Raw genomic sequence first — 19385 nt, forward strand, 5'->3', positions numbered from 1 at the left:
AATAATCCAGTTAACAGATATTGTCGTCGCTATTAGAATGCGATGCAATTGCGCACTGTTGGCCGCAAAGGCGAGCGCAGACCCAATATCCAGGAGTCCCACGTACATGAGCAACATGAACCACGAGCGTGTCCTCAGTGTTCATCACTGGAACGACACTCTGTTCAGCTTCAAGTGCACCCGTGATCCGGGCCTGCGCTTCGAGAACGGTCAGTTCGTGATGATCGGCCTGCAACAGCCCAACGGCCGCCCGCTTATGCGCGCTTACTCGATCGCCAGCCCGAACTGGGAAGAGCATCTCGAGTTCTTCAGCATCAAGGTGCAGGATGGTCCGCTGACCTCGCAGCTGCAGCACCTGAAGGAAGGCGACGAGATCATCATCTCGAAGAAGCCTACCGGCACCCTGGTGCTGGACGACCTGAACCCGGGCAAGCATCTGTATCTGCTGAGCACCGGCACCGGTCTGGCGCCGTTCATGAGCGTGATCCAGGACCCGGAAACCTACGAGCGCTTTGAAAAAGTGATCCTGGTGCACGGCGTACGCTACGTCAACGAAGTCGCCTACCGCGAATTCATCACCGAGCACCTGCCGCAGAACGAGTTCTTCGGTGAAGCGCTGCGTGACAAGCTGATCTACTACCCGACCGTGACCCGCGAGCCGTTCGAGAACCAGGGCCGTCTGACCGACCTGATGCGCAGCGGCAAGCTGTTCAGCGACATCGGTCTGCCACCGATCAACCCGCAGGACGACCGCGCAATGATCTGCGGCAGCCCGAGCATGCTCGACGAGACCAGCGAAGTGCTCGACAGCTTCGGGCTGAAGATCTCGGCGCGGATGCGCGAGCCGGGTGACTACCTGATCGAGCGTGCGTTCGTCGAGAAGTAACCCGCAATACCTGTGGGAGCGGGCTTGCTCGCGAAGGGCGGCTGTCAGTCGACGTCAATGTTGAATGGCGCACCGCTTTCGCGAGCAAGCCCGCTCCCACAATGGTTTCGTGCTACACAGAAAAGCCCGCGTTGCCTGAGAAGGCAGCGCGGGCTTTTTCGTTTCCGGGGTTTACGCCGAGGCCGGGATCACTTCCAACACGCAAATCTGCTCCGGCGTCGGATAATGCCAGCGCACGTCCAGATCCCAGAACTGCGCACCGTATTCGCGCTCTGGTGTCGGCGTCTGATACGCCGGACGCGGATCCTGGGCCAGACACTGCTCGATCAACTCGACCAAAGGCTCGCCGAGGCGCTGAGCATGGCCGTGCGCCTGTTGCAGTGCGGCGTCCGTCCACCGCACGTCAATCAGCTGTGGCGCGGCGCTGGCGATGCTGTTGGAGGCGTCAGCGATGATGTCGGCGTAAGGTACATAGGGTTTGATGTCGAGAATCGGCGTGCCGTCGAGCAAATCGATCCCCGAGATGAACAGCCGATGGGCCTCGACCTTGTCCAGCTTCACCACCGACTGCCCGATGCCATTGGGACGGTGGGTCGCACGGGTGGCGAACACGCCCATGGACTTGTTACCGCCCAGACGCGGTGGCCGCACCTTCAGACGCGGCTTTTCTTCCAGCGCCTGATGAAACAGGAACAGCAGCCAGACATGGCTGACCTGCTCCAGCCCTTGCACGGCGTCTCCCTGATCGAACGGCGCCACCAGCTCCAGCACGCCACGGGCGGCGGGGGCCAGTTGCGGCTGGCGCGGGATGGCGAACTTCTCCTTGAAACAGGAGCGCACGAAGCCGATGGGGGAGACGTTGTAAGTCATGGTCTGGAGTCGAGGTGGGAGCGGGGTGGGGATGATAACCCGAGGTGGCCGGGCCGACGCCTTCGCGAGCAAGCCCGCTCCCACAGGGATCTCGAGTGGAGTCCGGTTTTGTGTCAGCCACAAAACCTGTGGGAGCGGGCTTGCTCGCGAAGGTCGCGCCGCCGATTCAGAGCTTGTGGCGCAGATCAGCCGCGAACGCGCAGGGTCAAACCCTTGAGGAAGTTGCGCAGCAACTGGTCGCCGCACGCGCGGTAGTTGGTGTGGCCGACCTTGCGGAACAGTGCGCTCAGCTCAGGCTTGGACACCGGGAACTCGGCTGCCTTGAGGATCGCGTGCATGTCGTCTTCCTTGAGTTCGAAGGCCACGCGCAGCTTCTTCAGGATGATGTTGTTGGTTACCGGCACTTCGATCGGCTGCGGCGGACGGCTTTCGTCCTTGCCGCGCTTGAACACCACCAGACCGTCGAGGAAGTGCACCATGACTTCGTCCGGGCAGCGCACGAAGCCTTCTTCGTCTTCTTCTTTCTTGTCGAGGTACGCGACGACGTCTTTCAGCTCCACGTCCAGGCCGCCGAGCTTGATGATCTCGATGACTTTCTTGTCGCTGATGTCGAGCATGTAGCGCACGCTACGCAATACGTCGTTATGAATCATGTGGGTAATCCTGATAATCGTTGTGGGCAGCACGCAGGCGCGCTGCCGGAATGTGTGGCGGCAGTGGAAGCCTTAGAACTTCTCTTTGCCGGACAGGTAGCGCCATTGGCCCACCGGAACCTTGCCAATCGACACGCCGCCGATGCGGATGCGGCGGATGCCGACGACCTTCAGGCCAACCGCTTCACAGAACTGGGCGATGATCCCCGGCTGCGGGTTCTTCATGGCGAAACGCAGGCGGTTTTCGTTCTGCCAGCTGGCCTTCACCGGCGGCAGCTCCTTGCCCTTGTGGGTGAGACCGTGCTGCAGGCGATTGAGGCCGTGGGCAACCATGTCGCCTTCGACTTCAACCACGTATTCCTGCTCGATCTTGGCCGCGTCGGCAGTCAGTTTGCGCAGCACTTTCCAGTCCTGAGTGAACACCAGCAGGCCGCTGGCCTTGGGCTGCAGATCGGCGCTGGCGGTCAAGCGCAGGAAGTGCCCGCGCAGCGGGCGTTTGCCGTAGCGGTGCTCGTCGCTGAGGGTGTCGGCGCTGAGCGATTGCATGGCGGTGTCGACATCCATGCCGGCCGGCACGTTGAGCAGGATGGTCACCGGCTCCGGTGCGGTGGCTTGGGCGTCCTTGTCGAGCTCGACCTTCTGGTCGCCGACCTTGAATTGCGGTTCGTCGATCACTTCGCCGTCCACGGTGACCCAGCCGCCCTCGATGAACAGCTCGGCCTCCCGGCGGGAGCAACCGACCAGTTCGATGAGGCGTTTGGAGAGGCGAATCGGGTCAGTCATGACAGGGCCGTAACAAAAAAGGGGTGGGCATTGTACCTGCCTGGCGCCGGTTAAGCCCGGTTCCATTTCGGTAGGTGGTTTTTTGTAGGAGTGAGCCTGCTCGCGATTGCCGTCTGACATTCAGCATTGATGTCGGCTGGTCCGGCGCTATCGCGAGCAGGCTCACTCCTACAAGGGGACTTTGGTGTGTCAGGCGTGGCTTGAGCGCTGCTGGGTTTGCCGCAGGCGCATATGCAGCAACGGGTACGGCTGGCCCATGCCATCCACCTCCGAGCGGCCGATCACTTCAAAACCCTGCTTGAAATAAAATCCCAGTGCCTGCGGGTTCTGTTCGTTGACGTCGAGTTCATCGGCATTCAGATGTTGCATGGCGTAGTTGAGCAGTTTCTTGCCCAAGCCTTGGCCACGATACTCGGGATCGATGAACAGCATTTCGATCTTGCCCGCCGCCACCCCGGCGAATCCGGTGATGCGCTGGTTGGCGTCCTTGGTACAGATCAGCATCACTGCATCCAGGTAACGCGTGAGCACCAGATTACGCAGCAACTCGATGTAGCTGTCCGGCAGAAAATCATGGGTCGCGCGGACCGAGGCCTCCCAGACCCGGGTCAGTTCCTGATAATCGCTGAGTTTCGGCGTGTGAATGACCGAATGCTGACGCATGCCCGGCTGCCTCTTTTCAAATGGATGAGCGGGATTCCTTCCCACTGCAAACGATAGACGCAAAAAAGCCCCGCATCTCGTAAAAAGAGCGGGGCTTTTTGTATTTATTTCGGTGTCTGGCTGGCTGTTAATGTTGCCTGCAAGAGCTTCCCCCTCACCCCAACCCTCTCCTCCCAACGGGGGCGAGGGGGGAAGGGGGAAGGGAGCTGATCTTCATGCTGTTCAAAGTCTGAGGTCGACTCGATATTTCAAGTCGCCGTCATTCGAAAGAGCAACTCAATCAGTCCCCTCTCCCTCAGGGAGAGGGTTAGGGTGAGGGGCTTTTGATCTTCAGATCAGATCTGCTCAGCCCACAGGTCGTATTCGTCAGCGTCAGTCACCTTGCACCAGACCTTGTCGCCCGGCTTGAGGTTGCTGCCGTTGTCGATGAATACGTTACCGTCGATTTCCGGGGCATCGAAGAAGCAGCGGCCGACGGCGCCTTGCTCGTCGACTTCGTCCACCAGCACTTCGATCTCGCGGCCGATGCGCATTTGCAGGCGTGCCGAGCTGATCGCCTGCTGGTGCGCCATGAAGCGCTCCCAACGGTCCTGCTTGACGTCGTCCGGTACCACTTCCAGGTCCAGATCATTGGCAGGGGCGCCGTCTACCGGCGAGTACTGGAAGCAGCCGACGCGGTCGAGCTGGGCTTCGGTCAGCCAGTTCAGCAGGTACTGGAAGTCTTCTTCGGTTTCGCCCGGGAAGCCGACGATGAAGGTCGAACGGATGATCAGGTCCGGGCAGATCTCGCGCCAGTTCTTGATCCGCGCCAGAGTCTTGTCTTCGAACGCCGGGCGTTTCATCGCCTTCAGGACTTTCGGGCTGGCGTGCTGGAACGGGATGTCCAGGTACGGCAGGATCTTGCCGGCGGCCATCAGCGGGATCAACTCGTCGACGTGCGGGTACGGGTAAACGTAGTGCAGACGGACCCACACGCCCAAGGTGCTCAGCGCTTCGCAGAGTTCGGTCATGCGGGTTTTCACCGGCGCGCCGTTCCAGAAACCGGTGCGGTATTTCACGTCGACACCGTAGGCGCTGGTGTCTTGCGAGATCACCAGCAGCTCTTTGACGCCGGATTTGACCAGACGCTGGGCTTCGTCGAGTACATCACCCACCGGACGGCTGACCAGTTTGCCGCGCATCGACGGAATGATGCAGAAGCTGCAGCTGTGGTTGCAGCCTTCGGAAATCTTCAGGTAGGCGTAATGACGCGGAGTCAGCTTGATGCCTTGCGGCGGCACCAGGTCGATCAGCGGGTTGTGATCCTGACGCGGTGGCACGACTTCGTGCACGGCGTTGACCACTTGCTCGTATTGCTGCGGACCGGTCACGGCCAGCACACTCGGGTGTACGTCGCGGATATTGCCTTCTTCCACGCCCATGCAACCGGTGACGATCACCTTGCCGTTTTCCTTGATCGCTTCACCGATCACTTCCAGCGACTCAGCCTTTGCCGAGTCGATGAAGCCGCAGGTGTTGACCACCACCACGTCGGCGTCCTGATAGGTGGACACCACGTCATAGCCTTCCATACGCAGCTGGGTCAGGATGCGCTCGGAGTCGACCAGTGCTTTCGGGCAACCCAGAGATACGAAGCCAACCTTTGGATTGGCCGGCGCAGGAGTGGTGGACATGTCTAACCTCGGTGTTTTGTGACGTCGCTTGCCGTGTGGGAAAGCCGACGGATGGGCGCTTAGGGTGCGCCTCTGATCAAAAAGTGCGCAATTCTAGCGATGAGCAACGCACTTGACCAGCTTTATGCAGGGAAATACGACGAGTGCTGCGCTATGCTTCGCGCCGTTGAGCTTTACCAATTTTTTACAGTCAACAAAACGTCTGTAACAACAGGTAAAACAGCGCATGCTGCACCACAAAGCATAGTGCTTCATTCAAAGAAGCCGGTTCGAGAATCAGGAGTGTTGGATGGGTCAGGCAAGTAGTCAGGCGGCGGGCGCCGAGCATTCGGCTGCAAAACCGCTGAGCATGCTGGTCGCGGCAGTCGGGGTAGTTTACGGCGACATCGGCACGAGCCCGTTGTACACCCTCAAAGAGGTATTCGCCGGTCATTATGGGGTGCCGGTCAATCACGACGGCGTCTTCGGGATTCTGGCATTGATATTCTGGTCGCTGATCTGGGTCGTCACGATCAAGTACGTGTTGTTCGTCTTGCGGGCCGACAACCAGGGCGAAGGGGGGATCATGGCGCTGACCGCCCTGGCGCGACGCGCATCCAGCCGCTATCCCAAATTGCAGGCGGTGCTGGTGATCCTGGGATTGATCGGTGCCGCACTGTTTTACGGCGACAGCATGATCACCCCGGCGATTTCCGTATTGTCGGCGGTGGAAGGTCTGGAGCTGGCATTCGATGGCCTGGAGCGCTGGGTGGTGCCGATGGCGCTGGTGGTGCTGGTCGGACTGTTCCTGATCCAGAAACACGGCACCGATCGCATTGGCAAGCTGTTTGGTCCGGTGATGGTGGCGTGGTTCCTGGTGCTGGGCGGTCTGGGTGTCAGCGGGATCGTCAGACACCCTGAAGTATTGAGCGCGCTGAACCCGATCTGGGGCGTGCGTTTCTTCATGGTTCACCCGGGCATGGGGGTGGCGATTCTCGGTGCGGTGGTGCTGGCGCTGACCGGCGCTGAGGCCCTGTATGCCGACATGGGCCACTTCGGGCGCAAGCCGATTGCCCGCGCCTGGTTGGCGCTGGTACTGCCGGCACTGGTGCTGAATTACTTCGGTCAGGGCGCATTGCTGCTGGAAAACCCGGAAGCGGCACGTAACCCGTTTTACCTGCTGGCGCCGAACTGGGCACTGGTGCCTTTGGTGGTGCTGGCAACCCTGGCCACGGTGATCGCTTCGCAAGCGGTGATTTCCGGTGCGTTTTCGCTGACCCGTCAAGCAATTCAGCTTGGCTACATTCCGCGCATGCACATTCAGCACACATCCAGTGCCGAACAGGGGCAGATCTATATTGGTGCGGTGAACTGGGCGCTGATGGTCGGCGTAATTCTGCTGGTGATCGGTTTCGAGTCCTCCGGCGCATTGGCGTCTGCCTACGGCGTGGCAGTGACGGGCACCATGCTGATCACCAGTATTCTGGTGGCTGCGGTGATCCTGCTGCTATGGAAATGGCCACCGCTGCTGGCGGTGCCGATTCTGCTTGGTTTCCTGCTGGTCGATGGCATGTTCTTCGCGGCCAACGTGCCGAAGATCATTCAGGGCGGTGCCTTCCCGGTGCTGGCGGGGATCGTGCTGTTCATCCTGATGACCACCTGGAAACGCGGCAAGGAGCTGCTGGTCGATCGCCTCGACGAAGGCGCGCTGCCGCTGCCGATCTTCATCAGCAGCATCCGCGTGCAACCGCCGCACCGTGTGCAGGGTACTGCGGTGTTCCTCACCGCACGCTCCGACGCGGTGCCGCATGCGCTGTTGCACAACCTGCTGCACAACCAGGTACTGCATGAGCAAGTGGTGCTCCTGACCGTGGTCTACGAAGATATCCCGCGCGTGCCGCCATCGCGCCGCTTTGAGGTCGAGGCCCACGGCGAAGGCTTCTTCCGGGTGATCCTGCACTTCGGCTTCACCGACGAGCCGGACGTGCCGCAGGCGTTGAAGCTGTGCCATCTGGATGATCTGGACTTCAGCCCGATGCGCACCACCTACTTCCTCAGCCGCGAAACGGTGATCGCCTCGAAACTCGAAGGCATGGCCCGCTGGCGCGAGGCGCTGTTTGCGTTCATGTTGAAGAATGCCAACGGCAACCTGCGTTTCTTCAATCTGCCGCTGAACCGGGTGATTGAGTTGGGGACGCAGGTCGAGATGTAACCCCGCCTCAACTGAAAAGCCCCCGTCAGCTTCAAGGCTGGCGGGGGCTTTTTTGTGCCCGCACATAAACCTCTAACCCACTGCAAATCCCCTGTGGGAGCGAGCTTGCTCGCGAAGGCCGAGTGTCAGTCGAGACATGTGGTGGCTGATTCACCGCATTCGCGAGCAAGCTCGCTCCCACAAGGATTCTGTGGTGTCAGTGGCTTTCAGGCAATTCTTCTTCAGATTCGGTCTTCGTCCGCGCAGGTCGCGGCATCAGCGCTTGGATCACGTCATCAATCAAGGCTTTGCCCATCACCGTCAGGTAATGCGCAGCCCAGGCATGGCGGTCGGTGTATTTGATGAAGGCAGCGTCCTCGGCGAAGGATTTGGCGAGGGACAGCAGGTCGGAGGATTGGGACAGGGCATCGATGATCGGGATGCCGGCGCGGACGTTGAAGAACGCTTGATCCGAGTGGTAGAGGAAGGGGGTGAAGCCGATGGTTTTAATGTTTGCGGGTCCGTGCAGATCAGTTTCGGTCATCGTGTTACTCCTTGGTTCGAAGTGCCGCGACTTTCGTTACCACACGAAAGGGAGGCGACTGTACGCAGGGTGGTAAACCGGGAACCAAGGAAACCGGCACGCTCGAAAGCGTCCCACGCACAGCCGCCATTACTCGATGAGCGGGCTCTTGCGCTGGGTTCTCCGGGTTACCACACCCGATCGCTGAATGGGTCAGCGACGTCCGGAGAGTATCTCGTCAAAAAACAGCGCAATAGAGCCGCAAAGCGCCCGAACACGAGTTTCGGAGTTTGCCTACAAGGTCTGTGGGCGTCATCTGATATTGAGAAACTGGAAGTAAACGATACTAAACGTCTGACACGAACTGGCGTGTGCAAATGAGCGAGACGCGTATGACTGCATCATCGAAACAAGAAAAGCAGGATGATCTCGAGAACCTTCGGATTGAAGCGCAAGCTATGGAGCGATTGATCAACTTCGATCCGGCACAAGCGATCAGCCATGACTATATGCGGGCAAGATACGCTTGCAAGGATTGATGATTATTTGAATTCAGCGCAATTCCCTTGTAGGAGTGAGCCTGCTCGCGATAGCGGTGTGTCAGTTGGCAACTAGGTGGCTGACACTCCGCTATCGCGAGCAGGCTCACTCCTACAGGGGAATGGGTTAGTCGTCCGAGATGTAAAAAGCCCCCGCAAGCGTAAGGCAGCGGGGGCTTTTTGTTTGGCCGGCTCAGATCACTCTGCCGGCTGATCCTTGCTCTGACGTTTCTCGATCAGGTCCACCAGACGCTTGGCCAGCGCCGGGTAGTTCTCGTCGAAGTGGTGGCCGCCAGGCAGTTTCACCGCTTCGCCGACTGCCGTCTTGTCGGTGCAGCCGCTTTCGTCGGTTTCTTCGGCGCCGTAGATGCACACTACTTTGGCCGCTGGCAACTTGGCCATTTCCGGGCCGGTGGCGGCTTCTTTGCCGGCGTTGCCGAGCCAGCCTTCGACTTCGATTTCGAAGCTGCCGGTGCGGGCGAAAGCCAGCAGGATGATGGCGTCGACGCGTTGCTGCTCGGTGTCCGGCAGGCGGTTGTAGATCGCTGGCAGGACGTCGGCACCGAACGAGTAACCGGTCAGGATGAAGCGTTTAGTGCCCCATTTCTGCCGGTAGTGCTGCATCAGTTCGGTCAGGTCCAGGGCGCTTTGCTCAGGGCTCTTGTGCTGCCAGTAGTAGCGCAGGGTGTCGATGCCGACCACCGGGTAGCCAATCTTGGCCATCTCGCCCGCTACGTCGCGGTCGAGGTCGCGCCAGCCGCCGTCACCGGAGAGGAACAGCGTGACGGTGTCTTTGGCCTGACCGGCCGGCACTTCCACCACCGGGATTGCCAGACCGCCGTTGGCCTTGTCGCCGCCGACGAGGATCTTGCGCAGCTCGTTGTTCAGCACCTGCGGCAGGTTGATGTCGTAGTCGCTGATGCTGGTTTCGGCGTTCGGTTGATCGCGCACGAAACCGGCGCTGGTGTCGTCCGGGTTGTCGTTCCACGCCACCAGCCAGTGGCCATGAGCCGCGGATTTCGGCAGCAGGTGAGTGCAACCGGGTTTTTCCAGCGCCAGGTCAACCGAGATCGCCTGGGCCTTGTCGTCCTTCTGCTCGGACAACCAGCGCCAGGCCAGTACCGCGCCAGGGCCGATACCGCTGACCAGCGTGGCCGGGCCATTCAGTTCGCGCAGGCCGGTTTGCAGGGCGCGGCTCTGTTGCAGGCAGTCCTTGGGCAGAATCACCTGAACGATCTGCGCCGAGGCGCTGCGGCTCAAGGTGCTCAGTTGGTTGTCGGTCAGCTTCTGGTCGTCATTGACCGCGACCAGCACCTGCGCTTTGGGCTGAGTGCCGGGTATGACGCGGGTCATGACCGTGCCGTCGGCGGCCGTCAGTGGTTGCAGAGTCGGTTGCGGTGCCGGGCGTTTGAGGTACCAGTAACCACCGCCGGCAATCACGGCCAGCACGATCAGTGCGGCCAGGATGTACTTCAGGGAGCGTTGAATCATCAGCGTTTCACCAATCCAGTCAAGCCGCCCGCGATCAGGGCAGCAGTATCGGCCAGCGCCACCAGCGGATCGAGTCCGGCGGGCACTGCCATATAACGGGGTTCCCAGTCAGGCTGGAACTTGTCTTTGAAGCGGCGCAAGCCTTGGAAGTTGTACAGCTGCTCACCACGGCGGAAGACCATCGAGCCCAGGCGCTGGGTCAGCGGTGCACCACGCCGGGGTTGCAACCCCGACAACGGCACCATGCCCAGGCTGAAGCGCGCGTATCCGTGACTCTTATAGTGTTGAATCAGGCCGACCATCAGGAACTCCATGGTCAGCTTGGGGGCGTCCGGGTGCGAGCGCATCAGGTCGAGACTGGCCAGGTCATGGCTGAAAGTCTCGAGCAGGTTGGCGAACGCCACCGGGCGACCTTCGAAGCGAATCACCGCAATACGGAAATGCTTCAGGTAATCGTCGCTGAAACGACCGAGGGAGAAACCTTTCTCGCGCACATTCTTGCCGGTCAGCCACGCATCGGAAATCACTTTCAACTCGTCCATCGGCGCCTGGCCCGGCTCATGGATTTCCAGCGACAGACCATCGCGAGTGCCACGGTTCCAGGTGTAGCGCAGGTCCTTCATCTCTTTGCCCTTGGCTTCCAGGTCAAAGCGCAGCAGATCGACCCGGGCTTCTTCGCCAAGCTTGATCGCGGTCAGGCCGATGTCCATGTAGTACGGCAGGTTCTCCGCGCGCACTTGGTAGAACACAGGGCGGGCGTGATGGATGTCGCACAGGTCGCGGAACTGCCAGATCATCTCGGCGCGTTGCTGGCCGGGGCCGATCGGGTCGTACAGCGCCACCAGGCTGCGGCCACGGCGGGCGTACATCAGGAAGGCTTCGTCGTTCTGGTGAAACAGCAACGCTTTGTCACCGGTCAGCGCGAGGCCGCCATCGGGTTGCGACGAAGCCATCAGGATTTTCGCGGCGCGATCCAGTTCGTCCGGGGTCGGCAGGTGGATCACCGGGCGCGCGGTGCGCAGCAGCCAGGTCAGCGCGATCACCAGTAACAGCACGGCGGCGCCGAGCAACGAACGCAAGCCGCGCGGGGCGTCTGCGTCGAGGGTGAACTGCCACCACAGTTGATGGCTGTACGGCACGTCCTGATAGGCGAACAGCAGCAACCAGGTCGAAGCGCCGAGGACGCAGAGGCTGGCCACCAGATACAGCGGCGAGAACGGCAGTTCGGTCAGGCGGCTCGGGCGATAGAACGAACGGCGGAACACCCCCAGCAGCGCAGCGGTGAGGGTCATCAGCGTAGCTTCTTCCCAGTCGAAGCCTTTGAGCAGCGAGAGCAGGGCGCCGACCAGCAACAGAATGGTGGTCAGCATCCACGCCGCCGACAGGCGCCGGCGCAGGCCCTGCGCCAGCATCAGACACAGCACACCGATCAGGCTGGCGCCGAAGTGCGAGGCGTCAACCAGACGATGCGGAATCAGAAAACCGATGTGTTCGAGACGGGTGTCGATCTCCGGGGTGGCGCCGGAAAACAGCAGCACCACGCCGGACAGAAACACCAGCACCGCCAGAATCGGCGCGGCCAGACCGGATGCGGCGCGCATGGTCTGGGTCTGGAACAGGCGCTGGCCTTCGTTGATCAGCAAGAACAGGCAGGCCACCAGCAGCGGCAGCACGACGTAGATCAGACGGTAGAGCAGCAGGGCGGCGGCGAGTGGCGCGGCCCCGAGGGTGTCGGCAAACGCGGCCAGCAGGATTGCTTCGAAGACCCCGACACCCCCCGGCACATGGCTGAGGACGCCGGCGGCCAGGGCCAGCAGGTACACCAGCAGGAAGGCGCCGAACGGCGGGGCTTCCGGCAGCAGCAGATAAAGCACGGTGGCCGCTGCGGCGACGTCAAGGGCGGTGATGATCAGTTGCAGGAAGGTCAGGCGTCGGCCGGGCAGGCGCAGCGTCCGGCGACCGGCCCTGACCAGCAGGTTGTCGCGGTACGGTTGCTCCGGCAGACGGCGGCGATAGATGCCGATCGCCAGAATCGCGCCCAGACCCAGCACCACCATGGCGATCGTGCCGAGCAGGCCTTCTGACAGGCCCAGCGCGGCGGAGGCGGCGGGCAGGTCACTCAGGGTCGCGAGAGCCGCCAGCGGTGGCAGGGCGCAACCCAGCGACAGGCTGGCGAACAGCGTCATGTGCGCGACTTCGGAGGCGCCCAGCCCATGGCGTGCATATAAACGGTAGCGCACCGAGCCGCCGGACAGCAGCGACAGGCCGATGGCGTTGCCAATCGCAAATGCGGTAAAGCCGCCCAGCGCCAGAGTGCGCGGCGGCAGTGTCACGCCGGCATAGCGGCTGGCCGACCATTCATAGCCCAGCAATATGATGAAGCCGACCACCGTAGCAGCCACTGCGCCGAGCAGGGCCGGTTTCGGCACCGCCAGGATCGAGTCATGCAGGGCATACAGATCGAGTTCGCTCAGCAGATGGCGGCAGGCAATCAGCGCAATGGCAAACAGCAGCAACGTGACCGCCAGACCGATCGGCTGGCGATATTTGCTCAACCGATCCAGCAAGCGCAGGCGCTCGGGTTTGATCGGATGTTCTGCTGTGACGGTGTCTTGTGAATCAGACGAGTTGGCGCGCATCAATCACCTCTTGGATTGTGCGCGACAGGATGGAGGTATCCAGCCAAGTTACCAATCCCTGTAGAAAAAAATAATCACAAAATACTACGCCTCTCATCCGGGATCGGCGAGGGCGGGTCATGGATTGCAGACGTCTTGCCTGCGACTCAAGCATAGTCGCAACTCGGCGGGTCTGATGATCCTGAGCGTTTCACTGCAGCGTGACAGATCATTGTTGCGAAAGGACTTTTTCCACAGATACAAAAAAGGCCACTCTTTCGAGCAGCCTTTTTTGATGTTTGGTTGCGGGAGCCGGATTTGAACCGACGACCTTCGGGTTATGAGCCCGACGAGCTACCAGACTGCTCCATCCCGCGTCTGTGTGGCGGCATTCTACAGGCGAACGGCGAGGTGTCAACCGCTAATCCCGTAAAGGGTCAAATAAGTGTGAATTTGCGTCAAACGGTCGCAGCGGCGCGGTAAGTTTCGGAAATGCAACGAATTCCTGTTCGCCCCGATGTGCGTGATGCGGAGGGCGGTCTGAAAAACAGACAGGCACAAAAAAGGCCACTCTTTCGAGTAGCCTTTTTTGATGTTTGGTTGCGGGAGCCGGATTTGAACCGACGACCTTCGGGTTATGAGCCCGACGAGCTACCAGACTGCTCCATCCCGCGTCTGTGTGTCGGCATTCTACAGAGGATCGCCGGGGTGTCAACCTTGAATCTGGATAAATCTGTTCCTGTTCAATCGGTTAGCGCTATTTTCGGTGCGGATGAAGAGGGCGCAGGGCAGGCGGGGCAAGGCTTTCAGCTCTATCGGCAGGAGTTTTTCGATTGAAAAAATAAATTCATGGTTGTTTTCCTACAGCCTGAAAAGAACATTCAGACCACTGGTGCTATATACAGGTGTCAGTGAGATACTGCGGATCCGGCTCGCCATGTTTCCTTTCTGTCATGACCCAGCGAAAAATCATCCACGTCGACTGTGACTGTTTCTACGCCGCCATCGAGATGCGCGACGACCCGAACCTGGCCGGCAAACCGCTGGCGGTGGGCGGGTCGGCGGATCGGCGTGGGGTGATCGCCACCTGCAACTATGAAGCGCGGGCGTACGGCGTGCGTTCGGCAATGTCGTCCGGGCATGCCTTGAAGCTGTGTCCCGACCTGACCATCGTCAAGCCGCGCATGGAGGCCTATCGCGAAGCCTCGAAGGAAATCCACACGATCTTTCGCGATTACACCGACCTGATCGAGCCACTGTCGCTGGATGAGGCCTACCTCGACGTCTCCGACAGCGCGCATTTTGGCGGCAGTGCCACGCGCATCGCTCAGGATATCCGCCGCCGGGTCTCCAATCAGTTGCACATCACCGTGTCTGCGGGCGTGGCCCCGAACAAGTTTCTGGCCAAAATCGCCAGCGACTGGAAGAAGCCCAACGGGTTGTTCGTGATTACTCCGGACCAGGTCGAGGATTTCGTCAGTGGCTTGCCGGTGAGCAAGTTGCACGGCGTCGGCAAAGTCACTGCCGACAAGCTGGGCAAGCTAGGTATCGTCGATTGCCTGCAACTGCGCGAGTGGGACAAGTTGGCGCTGGTGCGTGAATTCGGCAGTTTCGGTGAGCGACTCTGGAGTCTGGCCCGTGGGATCGATGACCGGTTGGTGCACAACGACAGCCGCCGACAGTCAATCAGCGTGGAAAACACCTACGACGTCGATCTGCCGGATCTGCGCAGTTGCCTCGACAAGCTGCCGGAGTTGCTGGAAACCCTGAAAACCCGCATGGAGCGGATCGACAGCAGTTATCGACCGGGCAAGCCGTTCGTCAAAGTGAAGTTCCATGACTTTACCCAGACCACACTGGAGCAGGCCGGGGCAGGGCGCGATCTGGGCAGTTATCAGTTGATGTTGACCCAGGCGTTCAACCGTGGCGGGAAGCCGGTGCGGTTGTTGGGTGTGGGGGTGAGACTTGAGGATTTGCGCGGTGGGTTTGAGCAGATGGAGTTGTTTGAGCGCTAATTGCTGCGGTGTTGCTGATGCCGCTTTCGCGAGCAAGCCCGCTCCCACATTTGATCGAGTTCCTTCAGTGGAATGCAATCAACTGTGGGAGCGGGCTTGCTCGCGAAGCTTTTCAGGCTTAATTCGGTCCAGGATCAGCGACCAGACGCCCCGCATCCTTGGTCAGCGACTTGAGAAATTCCGCCTGCAACTCAGGATCGTTGCGCGTCAGTTCTATGAGGCTTTGTTCCAGCTCGCTGGCCTCTTCCTCCAGACCCAGTTCCGACAGACGTTTGACCCGGTGGACCCACTGGCTCACTTCGTCGTCTTCCAGATCGTCATAAATCAGCCCGTGCGCTTCGAGCAACTTGCTGCGCAAATGGCTGCTGATTGCCAGAGATGAATCGCTGTGCACGTCATCCTTGCCGTCTTCGACGCTGATCTGCAGTTTGCCGATATGATTCAGGTCATTTTCGGCGAACGGACTGTCCAGCAGGTTCAGGCGCAGCACGCCGTTGCGGTCGGTGGTCATGTCGAAGGTCTGCTTGCCGGCCTTGACCTGCACCGGACGCTCGCTCCACGGCAGGCTCGAATACTCCGTGCGCTTGTCGCGCTGGACTTCATCGATACCGGCCAGGTTCTGTTGCGCACGACCGTGGGACTGCACGTTCATGAACGGGTTGACCCCGGCAATGCCGTAGTTCAACCAGTCCTTGGTCACGCTGTCCGGCAGGTTGCCCAGAGCGAATACGTTGACCACATTGGCGCCAATACCGGCGACCACGGCCACTGCACCCAGCGGAATCTCGTAGATTTCGCGCCAGGGCTGATAAGGCGTGTAGCGATCGTAACGACGGGTGACCTCAAACTCGGTGACTTCGAAGGTCTTCTGTTCGTTGATTTTCACGCGACGCTGCGGCAGTTCGAGCACCTTAGGCTCACCGACATCGATCTGCAGGCTGTGATCGAGCAGTTTGCGCTCGACCCGCTCTTCGTGCTCGCTGCGCTGTGACATCTGATTGGCACAGCCGCTGACCAGCAGGGCGCCGCACAAGGCGGCGCCACCGAGGCCCAAGGTGTTTCGCTTGAACATGAGGTCTCTATCTGGATTCAGCGGCGGATACGGGCCTGAAGGAAGGACAGCACATCGGCAACCGGCAGCGCTTGCGCTTCGGCCTCGGTGCGGCTCTTGTATTCCAGGTTGCCTTCGGCGAGGCCGCGGTCACTGACCACGATCCGGTGAGGAATGCCGATCAGCTCCATGTCCGCGAACTTGATGCCCGGGCTGGTTTTCTTGTCGCGATCGTCCAGCAACACTTCGAAACCGGCCGCCGTCAGTTCTGCGTACAGCTTGTCAGTGGCTTCGCGCACCTGCTCGGTTTCATAACGCAGCGGTACCAGAGCGATCTGGAACGGCGCCAGGGTGTCGCTCCAGATGATGCCTTTGTCGTCGTTGTTCTGCTCGATGGCGGCAGCGACCACGCGGGATACGCCGATACCGTAGCAACCCATTTCCAGGGTAACCGGTTTGCCGTTCTCGCCCAGCACTTCGCACTTCATCGCCTTGCTGTACTTGTTGCCCAGCTGGAAGATGTGCCCGACTTCGATGCCGCGCTTGATTTCCAGGGTGCCTTTGCCGTCCGGGCTTGGGTCACCGGCCACGACGTTACGCAGGTCGGCAACGGTTGGAACCGGCAGATCGCGTTCCCAGTTCACGCCGAAGTAGTGCTTGTCGTCGATGTTCGCGCCGATACCGAAGTCGCTCATCAGCTCGACCGAGCGGTCGATGATGATTGGCAGTGGCAGGTTCAGCGGGCCGAGCGAACCGGCACCGGCGCCAATGGCGTCACGCAGCTCGGCATCGGAAGCCATGACCAGCGGGCTAGCCACGCCTGGCTGGTTGGCAGCCTTGATTTCGTTCAGCTCGTGGTCGCCACGGATGATCAGGGCAATCAGCTTGCCTGGCTCGTCGGCGTGGACGATCAGGGTCTTGATGGTCTTTTCAATCGGCAGATTGAATTTTTCCACCAGCGCGGCAATGGTCTTGGTGTCTGGAGTGTCGACCAGGCGCAGCTCTTCGGCCGGCGCTGGACGCGAGGTTTCCCGTGGCACGGCTTCGGCTTTCTCGATGTTCGCCGCGTAGTCGGAGCCGTTGCTGAAGACGATGTCGTCTTCGCCGGACTCGGCCAGTACGTGGAACTCGTGGGAGCCGGCGCCACCGATCGAGCCGTTGTCGGCTTCAACCGGGCGGAATTTCAGGCCCAGACGGGTGAATACGTTGCAGTACGCCTGATGCATGCGGTCGTAGGTGACCTGCAGCGACGCCTGATCGGCGTGAAACGAGTAGGCGTCCTTCATGATGAATTCGCGGCCGCGCATCAAACCGAAGCGTGGGCGGATTTCGTCACGGAATTTGGTCTGGATCTGGTACAGGTTGATCGGCAACTGCTTGTAGCTGCTCAACTCGTTGCGCATCAGATCGGTGATCACTTCTTCGTGGGTCGGGCCCGCGCAGAAGTCGCGACCGTGGCGGTCTTTGATGCGCAGCAGCTCAGGGCCGTATTCTTCCCAGCGCCCCGATTCCTGCCACAGCTCGGCCGGTTGGGTGCTCGGCATCAACACTTCAAGAGAACCGGCAGCGTTCATTTCTTCGCGAACGATGGCTTCAACCTTTCGCATTACCCGCAAGCCCATCGGCAGCCAGGTGTACAGGCCCGAAGCGAGTTTGCGGATCATGCCGGCGCGCAGCATCAACTGATGGCTGACGACGACCGCATCGGAAGGCGTTTCTTTCTGTGTGGCGAGCAAAAATTGACTGGTGCGCATGGTTGGCCGTTGTCGGTTGCTATGACTGGAAATGACGGAGCAGTGTACCGGCGAGATTTGCCGACGTACAGGATTGCGCTCGGCGGTGAGGCTCAACGGCGGGAATCCTCCCGCCGTATCTGAATTGTCCTACGACTCTTCGGCCACGGTGGTCGGCACAGGCTCGGGCGTTGGTGTCGGGCCTTCGCGGCGGTTTTCCTGAAACCAGTGCAGGGCGATCAGCACCAGGGTCGGCACGCCGAGCAGCGCCGTGATCATGAAGAAGTTGTGGTAGCCGAACTTCTCGACCATTACCCCGGAATAACCGCCGATCAGGCGCGGCAGCAACAGCATGATCGAGCTGAGCAGGGCGTACTGGGTGGCCGAGAACTTCAGGTTGGTCAGACTCGACAGGTAGGCGACGAAGGCTGAGGTCGCCATGCCCGAACTGAAGTTGTCGAGGGAGATGGTCACCACCAGCATCTGCAGGTTCGGGCCCATGTCAGCCAGCATCACGAACAGCAGGTTGGTTGCCGCCGAAGCTGCGCCGCCAATGAACAGGATCGGCAGGATGCCGAAGCGCACGATCAGCAGTCCGCCCATCCCGGCGCCGAGGAGGGTCATGATCAGGCCGAAGATCTTGCTGACGCTGGCGATCTGATCCTTGGTGAAGCCCTGATCGATATAGAACACGTTGGCCATCACGCCCATTACCGTGTCGGACATCCGGTAGGTGGCGATCAGTCCGAGCAACAGCAACGCCTGCCAGCGGTAGCGCAGGATGAAGTCGTTGACCGGGGTCAGTACCGGCGCCAGGCCGCGACGGCCCATGGTCGACAGGCACAGGCCGGTGAGCAGGGTGTAGAGGATGGCGCGCAGGAAGGCGCGGTCTTCGAGCAACAGGTCGAGCGGGCTCATATTGCCGAACAGCACGCCGGCGAAATCGGTGTTGTAGAGCTGGGTGAACATCGCCGGAACCGACACCAGCAACACGATCAGCACGAATACCGAGGCCAGTTGATGCCCGAAACTGTAGCGGCCGGCCTGCAGCTGCGTGCGCAGAGGCACTGGCGGTTCGCGCATCAGCAGCGAGGTCAGCAGGGCAGGGATCATCAATACCCCGAACAGGGCGTAGGTGCCGGTCCAGGCCGAGTGTTGATAGTTGAAACCGGTGGAGCCGAAGCCCTCGGCAAAGAACAGCGCGCCCGCCGTGGCGAGCAGGGCGGCGACGCGGTAGCCGGACATGTAACTGGCAGCCAGCGCGGCCTGGCGGCTGTCGTCAGCGATTTCCAGGCGATAGGCGTCGACCGCGATGTCTTGGGTGGCGGAGGCGAAGGCGACGATGACGGCAATGGCGATCAGCCAGGACAGGTGTTTCTGCGGATCACAGAAGCCCATGCCGATCAGCCCCAGAATCACCAGGGTCTGCGAGAGCACCAGCCACGAACGGCGGCGGCCAAGCTTGCCCAATAAAGGCAGGCGCCATTGGTCGAGCAGCGGTGACCACACCCATTTGAAGGCGTAGGCCAGGCCGATCAGGCTGGCGTAGCCGATGGTTTCACGGGCAACACCGGCTTCACGCAGCCAGACGGAAAGCGTCGAAAATACCAGCATGTACGGCAGGCCGGCAGCAAAACCGAGCAACAACAGCACGAGCGTCGAAGGACTGGCATAGGCGGCGAGCGCGGCGCGCCAGGTTTTACGGGGCATGGGCTGA

Annotated in this window: 15 protein-coding genes and 2 tRNA genes; 4 read left to right on the top strand and 13 right to left on the bottom strand. The window is 60.6% G+C overall.

Features of this window, described 5'->3' with window-relative positions; genetic code table 11:
- The first annotated feature begins 106 nt into the window (after positions 1 to 106).
- Positions 107 to 886 (top strand): ferredoxin-NADP reductase, encoded by a 780-nt coding sequence (gene fpr / locus E4T63_RS06125; protein ID WP_007908723.1) that lies wholly within the window; start codon positions 107 to 109, stop codon positions 884 to 886.
- Between the two features lie 171 nt (positions 887 to 1057).
- On the opposite strand, the gene tsaA is transcribed toward fpr, so the two are convergent.
- The 5 genes from tsaA to rimO all read right to left on the bottom strand — a co-directional run bounded on the left by tsaA (position 1058) and on the right by rimO (position 5528).
- A complete protein-coding gene (gene tsaA / locus E4T63_RS06135) occupies positions 1058 to 1756 on the bottom strand; it encodes a tRNA (N6-threonylcarbamoyladenosine(37)-N6)-methyltransferase TrmO (protein ID WP_135295084.1) in 699 nt (232 codons plus the stop codon).
- Positions 1757 to 1941: 185 nt separating this feature from the next.
- Entirely contained in the window at positions 1942 to 2409 is a 468-nt protein-coding gene (locus tag E4T63_RS06140; protein WP_135295085.1) for a DUF1456 family protein, read from the bottom strand.
- A gap of 72 nt (positions 2410 to 2481) precedes the next feature.
- On the bottom strand, positions 2482 to 3192 hold the full coding sequence (locus tag E4T63_RS06145) for an rRNA pseudouridine synthase (RefSeq protein WP_123587001.1): 711 nt from the start codon (positions 3190 to 3192) through the stop codon (positions 2482 to 2484).
- A 189-nt stretch (positions 3193 to 3381) separates the two neighbouring features.
- On the bottom strand, positions 3382 to 3855 hold the full coding sequence (locus E4T63_RS06155; protein ID WP_134785569.1) for a GNAT family N-acetyltransferase: 474 nt from the start codon (positions 3853 to 3855) through the stop codon (positions 3382 to 3384).
- Between the two features lie 335 nt (positions 3856 to 4190).
- Entirely contained in the window at positions 4191 to 5528 is a 1338-nt protein-coding gene (rimO, locus tag E4T63_RS06160) for a 30S ribosomal protein S12 methylthiotransferase RimO (RefSeq protein WP_003222282.1), read from the bottom strand.
- Positions 5529 to 5877: 349 nt separating this feature from the next.
- On the opposite strand from rimO, the gene E4T63_RS06165 reads away from it, so the two are divergent.
- Positions 5878 to 7719 (top strand): potassium transporter Kup, encoded by a 1842-nt coding sequence (locus E4T63_RS06165; RefSeq protein WP_410477715.1) that lies wholly within the window; start codon positions 5878 to 5880, stop codon positions 7717 to 7719.
- 196 nt (positions 7720 to 7915) lie between these two features.
- Here E4T63_RS06165 and E4T63_RS06170 read toward each other — a convergent pair whose 3' ends face one another.
- Positions 7916 to 8242 carry a DUF3077 domain-containing protein gene (locus tag E4T63_RS06170; RefSeq protein ID WP_134785571.1) on the bottom strand — a complete coding sequence of 109 codons (327 nt, stop codon included), beginning with the start codon at positions 8240 to 8242 and terminating at the stop codon, positions 7916 to 7918.
- A gap of 356 nt (positions 8243 to 8598) precedes the next feature.
- Between E4T63_RS06170 and E4T63_RS28460 the strand changes: the two genes are divergently transcribed.
- Positions 8599 to 8760 carry a hypothetical protein gene (locus tag E4T63_RS28460; protein WP_167797063.1) on the top strand — a complete coding sequence of 54 codons (162 nt, stop codon included), beginning with the start codon at positions 8599 to 8601 and terminating at the stop codon, positions 8758 to 8760.
- 198 nt (positions 8761 to 8958) lie between these two features.
- On the opposite strand, the gene E4T63_RS06180 is transcribed toward E4T63_RS28460, so the two are convergent.
- The 4 genes from E4T63_RS06180 to E4T63_RS06195 all read right to left on the bottom strand — a co-directional run bounded on the left by E4T63_RS06180 (position 8959) and on the right by E4T63_RS06195 (position 13543).
- Positions 8959 to 10251, bottom strand: coding sequence for a virulence factor family protein (locus E4T63_RS06180; RefSeq protein WP_007964390.1), 1293 nt, complete (start codon positions 10249 to 10251; stop codon positions 8959 to 8961).
- Positions 10251 to 12890: a bifunctional lysylphosphatidylglycerol flippase/synthetase MprF gene (mprF, locus tag E4T63_RS06185; RefSeq protein ID WP_134785572.1), complete on the bottom strand. Its 2640-nt coding sequence runs from the start codon at positions 12888 to 12890 to the stop codon at positions 10251 to 10253. Before mprF ends, E4T63_RS06180 begins: the two co-directional genes overlap by 1 nt.
- 279 nt (positions 12891 to 13169) lie before the next feature.
- Positions 13170 to 13246, bottom strand: a tRNA-Met gene (locus E4T63_RS06190).
- 220 nt (positions 13247 to 13466) lie between these two features.
- Positions 13467 to 13543, bottom strand: a tRNA-Met gene (locus E4T63_RS06195).
- A gap of 279 nt (positions 13544 to 13822) precedes the next feature.
- Between E4T63_RS06195 and dinB the strand changes: the two genes are divergently transcribed.
- The gene (gene dinB, locus E4T63_RS06200; protein WP_098967529.1) at positions 13823 to 14884 is read left to right on the top strand and encodes a DNA polymerase IV; all 1062 of its coding nucleotides are present in this window, start codon (positions 13823 to 13825) and stop codon (positions 14882 to 14884) included.
- 118 nt (positions 14885 to 15002) lie between these two features.
- On the opposite strand, the gene E4T63_RS06205 is transcribed toward dinB, so the two are convergent.
- The 3 genes from E4T63_RS06205 to E4T63_RS06215 all read right to left on the bottom strand — a co-directional run bounded on the left by E4T63_RS06205 (position 15003) and on the right by E4T63_RS06215 (position 19378).
- Positions 15003 to 15956 (bottom strand): hypothetical protein, encoded by a 954-nt coding sequence (locus E4T63_RS06205; protein ID WP_027614341.1) that lies wholly within the window; start codon positions 15954 to 15956, stop codon positions 15003 to 15005.
- Positions 15957 to 15973: 17 nt separating this feature from the next.
- Positions 15974 to 17689 carry a proline--tRNA ligase gene (locus E4T63_RS06210; RefSeq protein WP_135295088.1) on the bottom strand — a complete coding sequence of 572 codons (1716 nt, stop codon included), beginning with the start codon at positions 17687 to 17689 and terminating at the stop codon, positions 15974 to 15976.
- A 129-nt stretch (positions 17690 to 17818) separates the two neighbouring features.
- A complete protein-coding gene (locus E4T63_RS06215; RefSeq protein WP_135295089.1) occupies positions 17819 to 19378 on the bottom strand; it encodes an AmpG family muropeptide MFS transporter in 1560 nt (519 codons plus the stop codon).
- Positions 19379 to 19385 lie beyond the last annotated feature (7 nt).

It is taken from the genome of Pseudomonas fluorescens (assembly GCF_004683905.1).
GTDB lineage: Bacteria > Pseudomonadota > Gammaproteobacteria > Pseudomonadales > Pseudomonadaceae > Aquipseudomonas > Aquipseudomonas putida_A.

Excerpts from the sequence above, each read along its gene's own strand:
- fpr (WP_007908723.1), top strand. The coding sequence starts at position 107 with ATGAGCAACATGAACCACGAGCGTGTCCTCAGTGTTCATCACTGGAAC.
- tsaA (WP_135295084.1), bottom strand. The coding sequence starts at position 1,756 with ATGACTTACAACGTCTCCCCCATCGGCTTCGTGCGCTCCTGTTTCAAG.
- E4T63_RS06140 (WP_135295085.1), bottom strand. The coding sequence starts at position 2,409 with ATGATTCATAACGACGTATTGCGTAGCGTGCGCTACATGCTCGACATC.
- E4T63_RS06145 (WP_123587001.1), bottom strand. The coding sequence starts at position 3,192 with ATGACTGACCCGATTCGCCTCTCCAAACGCCTCATCGAACTGGTCGGT.
- E4T63_RS06155 (WP_134785569.1), bottom strand. The coding sequence starts at position 3,855 with ATGCGTCAGCATTCGGTCATTCACACGCCGAAACTCAGCGATTATCAG.
- rimO (WP_003222282.1), bottom strand. The coding sequence starts at position 5,528 with ATGTCCACCACTCCTGCGCCGGCCAATCCAAAGGTTGGCTTCGTATCT.
- E4T63_RS06165 (WP_410477715.1), top strand. The coding sequence starts at position 5,878 with ATGCTGGTCGCGGCAGTCGGGGTAGTTTACGGCGACATCGGCACGAGC.
- E4T63_RS06170 (WP_134785571.1), bottom strand. The coding sequence starts at position 8,242 with ATGACCGAAACTGATCTGCACGGACCCGCAAACATTAAAACCATCGGC.
- E4T63_RS28460 (WP_167797063.1), top strand. The coding sequence starts at position 8,599 with ATGAGCGAGACGCGTATGACTGCATCATCGAAACAAGAAAAGCAGGAT.
- E4T63_RS06180 (WP_007964390.1), bottom strand. The coding sequence starts at position 10,251 with ATGATTCAACGCTCCCTGAAGTACATCCTGGCCGCACTGATCGTGCTG.
- mprF (WP_134785572.1), bottom strand. The coding sequence starts at position 12,890 with ATGCGCGCCAACTCGTCTGATTCACAAGACACCGTCACAGCAGAACAT.
- dinB (WP_098967529.1), top strand. The coding sequence starts at position 13,823 with ATGACCCAGCGAAAAATCATCCACGTCGACTGTGACTGTTTCTACGCC.
- E4T63_RS06205 (WP_027614341.1), bottom strand. The coding sequence starts at position 15,956 with ATGTTCAAGCGAAACACCTTGGGCCTCGGTGGCGCCGCCTTGTGCGGC.
- E4T63_RS06210 (WP_135295088.1), bottom strand. The coding sequence starts at position 17,689 with ATGCGCACCAGTCAATTTTTGCTCGCCACACAGAAAGAAACGCCTTCC.
- E4T63_RS06215 (WP_135295089.1), bottom strand. The coding sequence starts at position 19,378 with ATGCCCCGTAAAACCTGGCGCGCCGCGCTCGCCGCCTATGCCAGTCCT.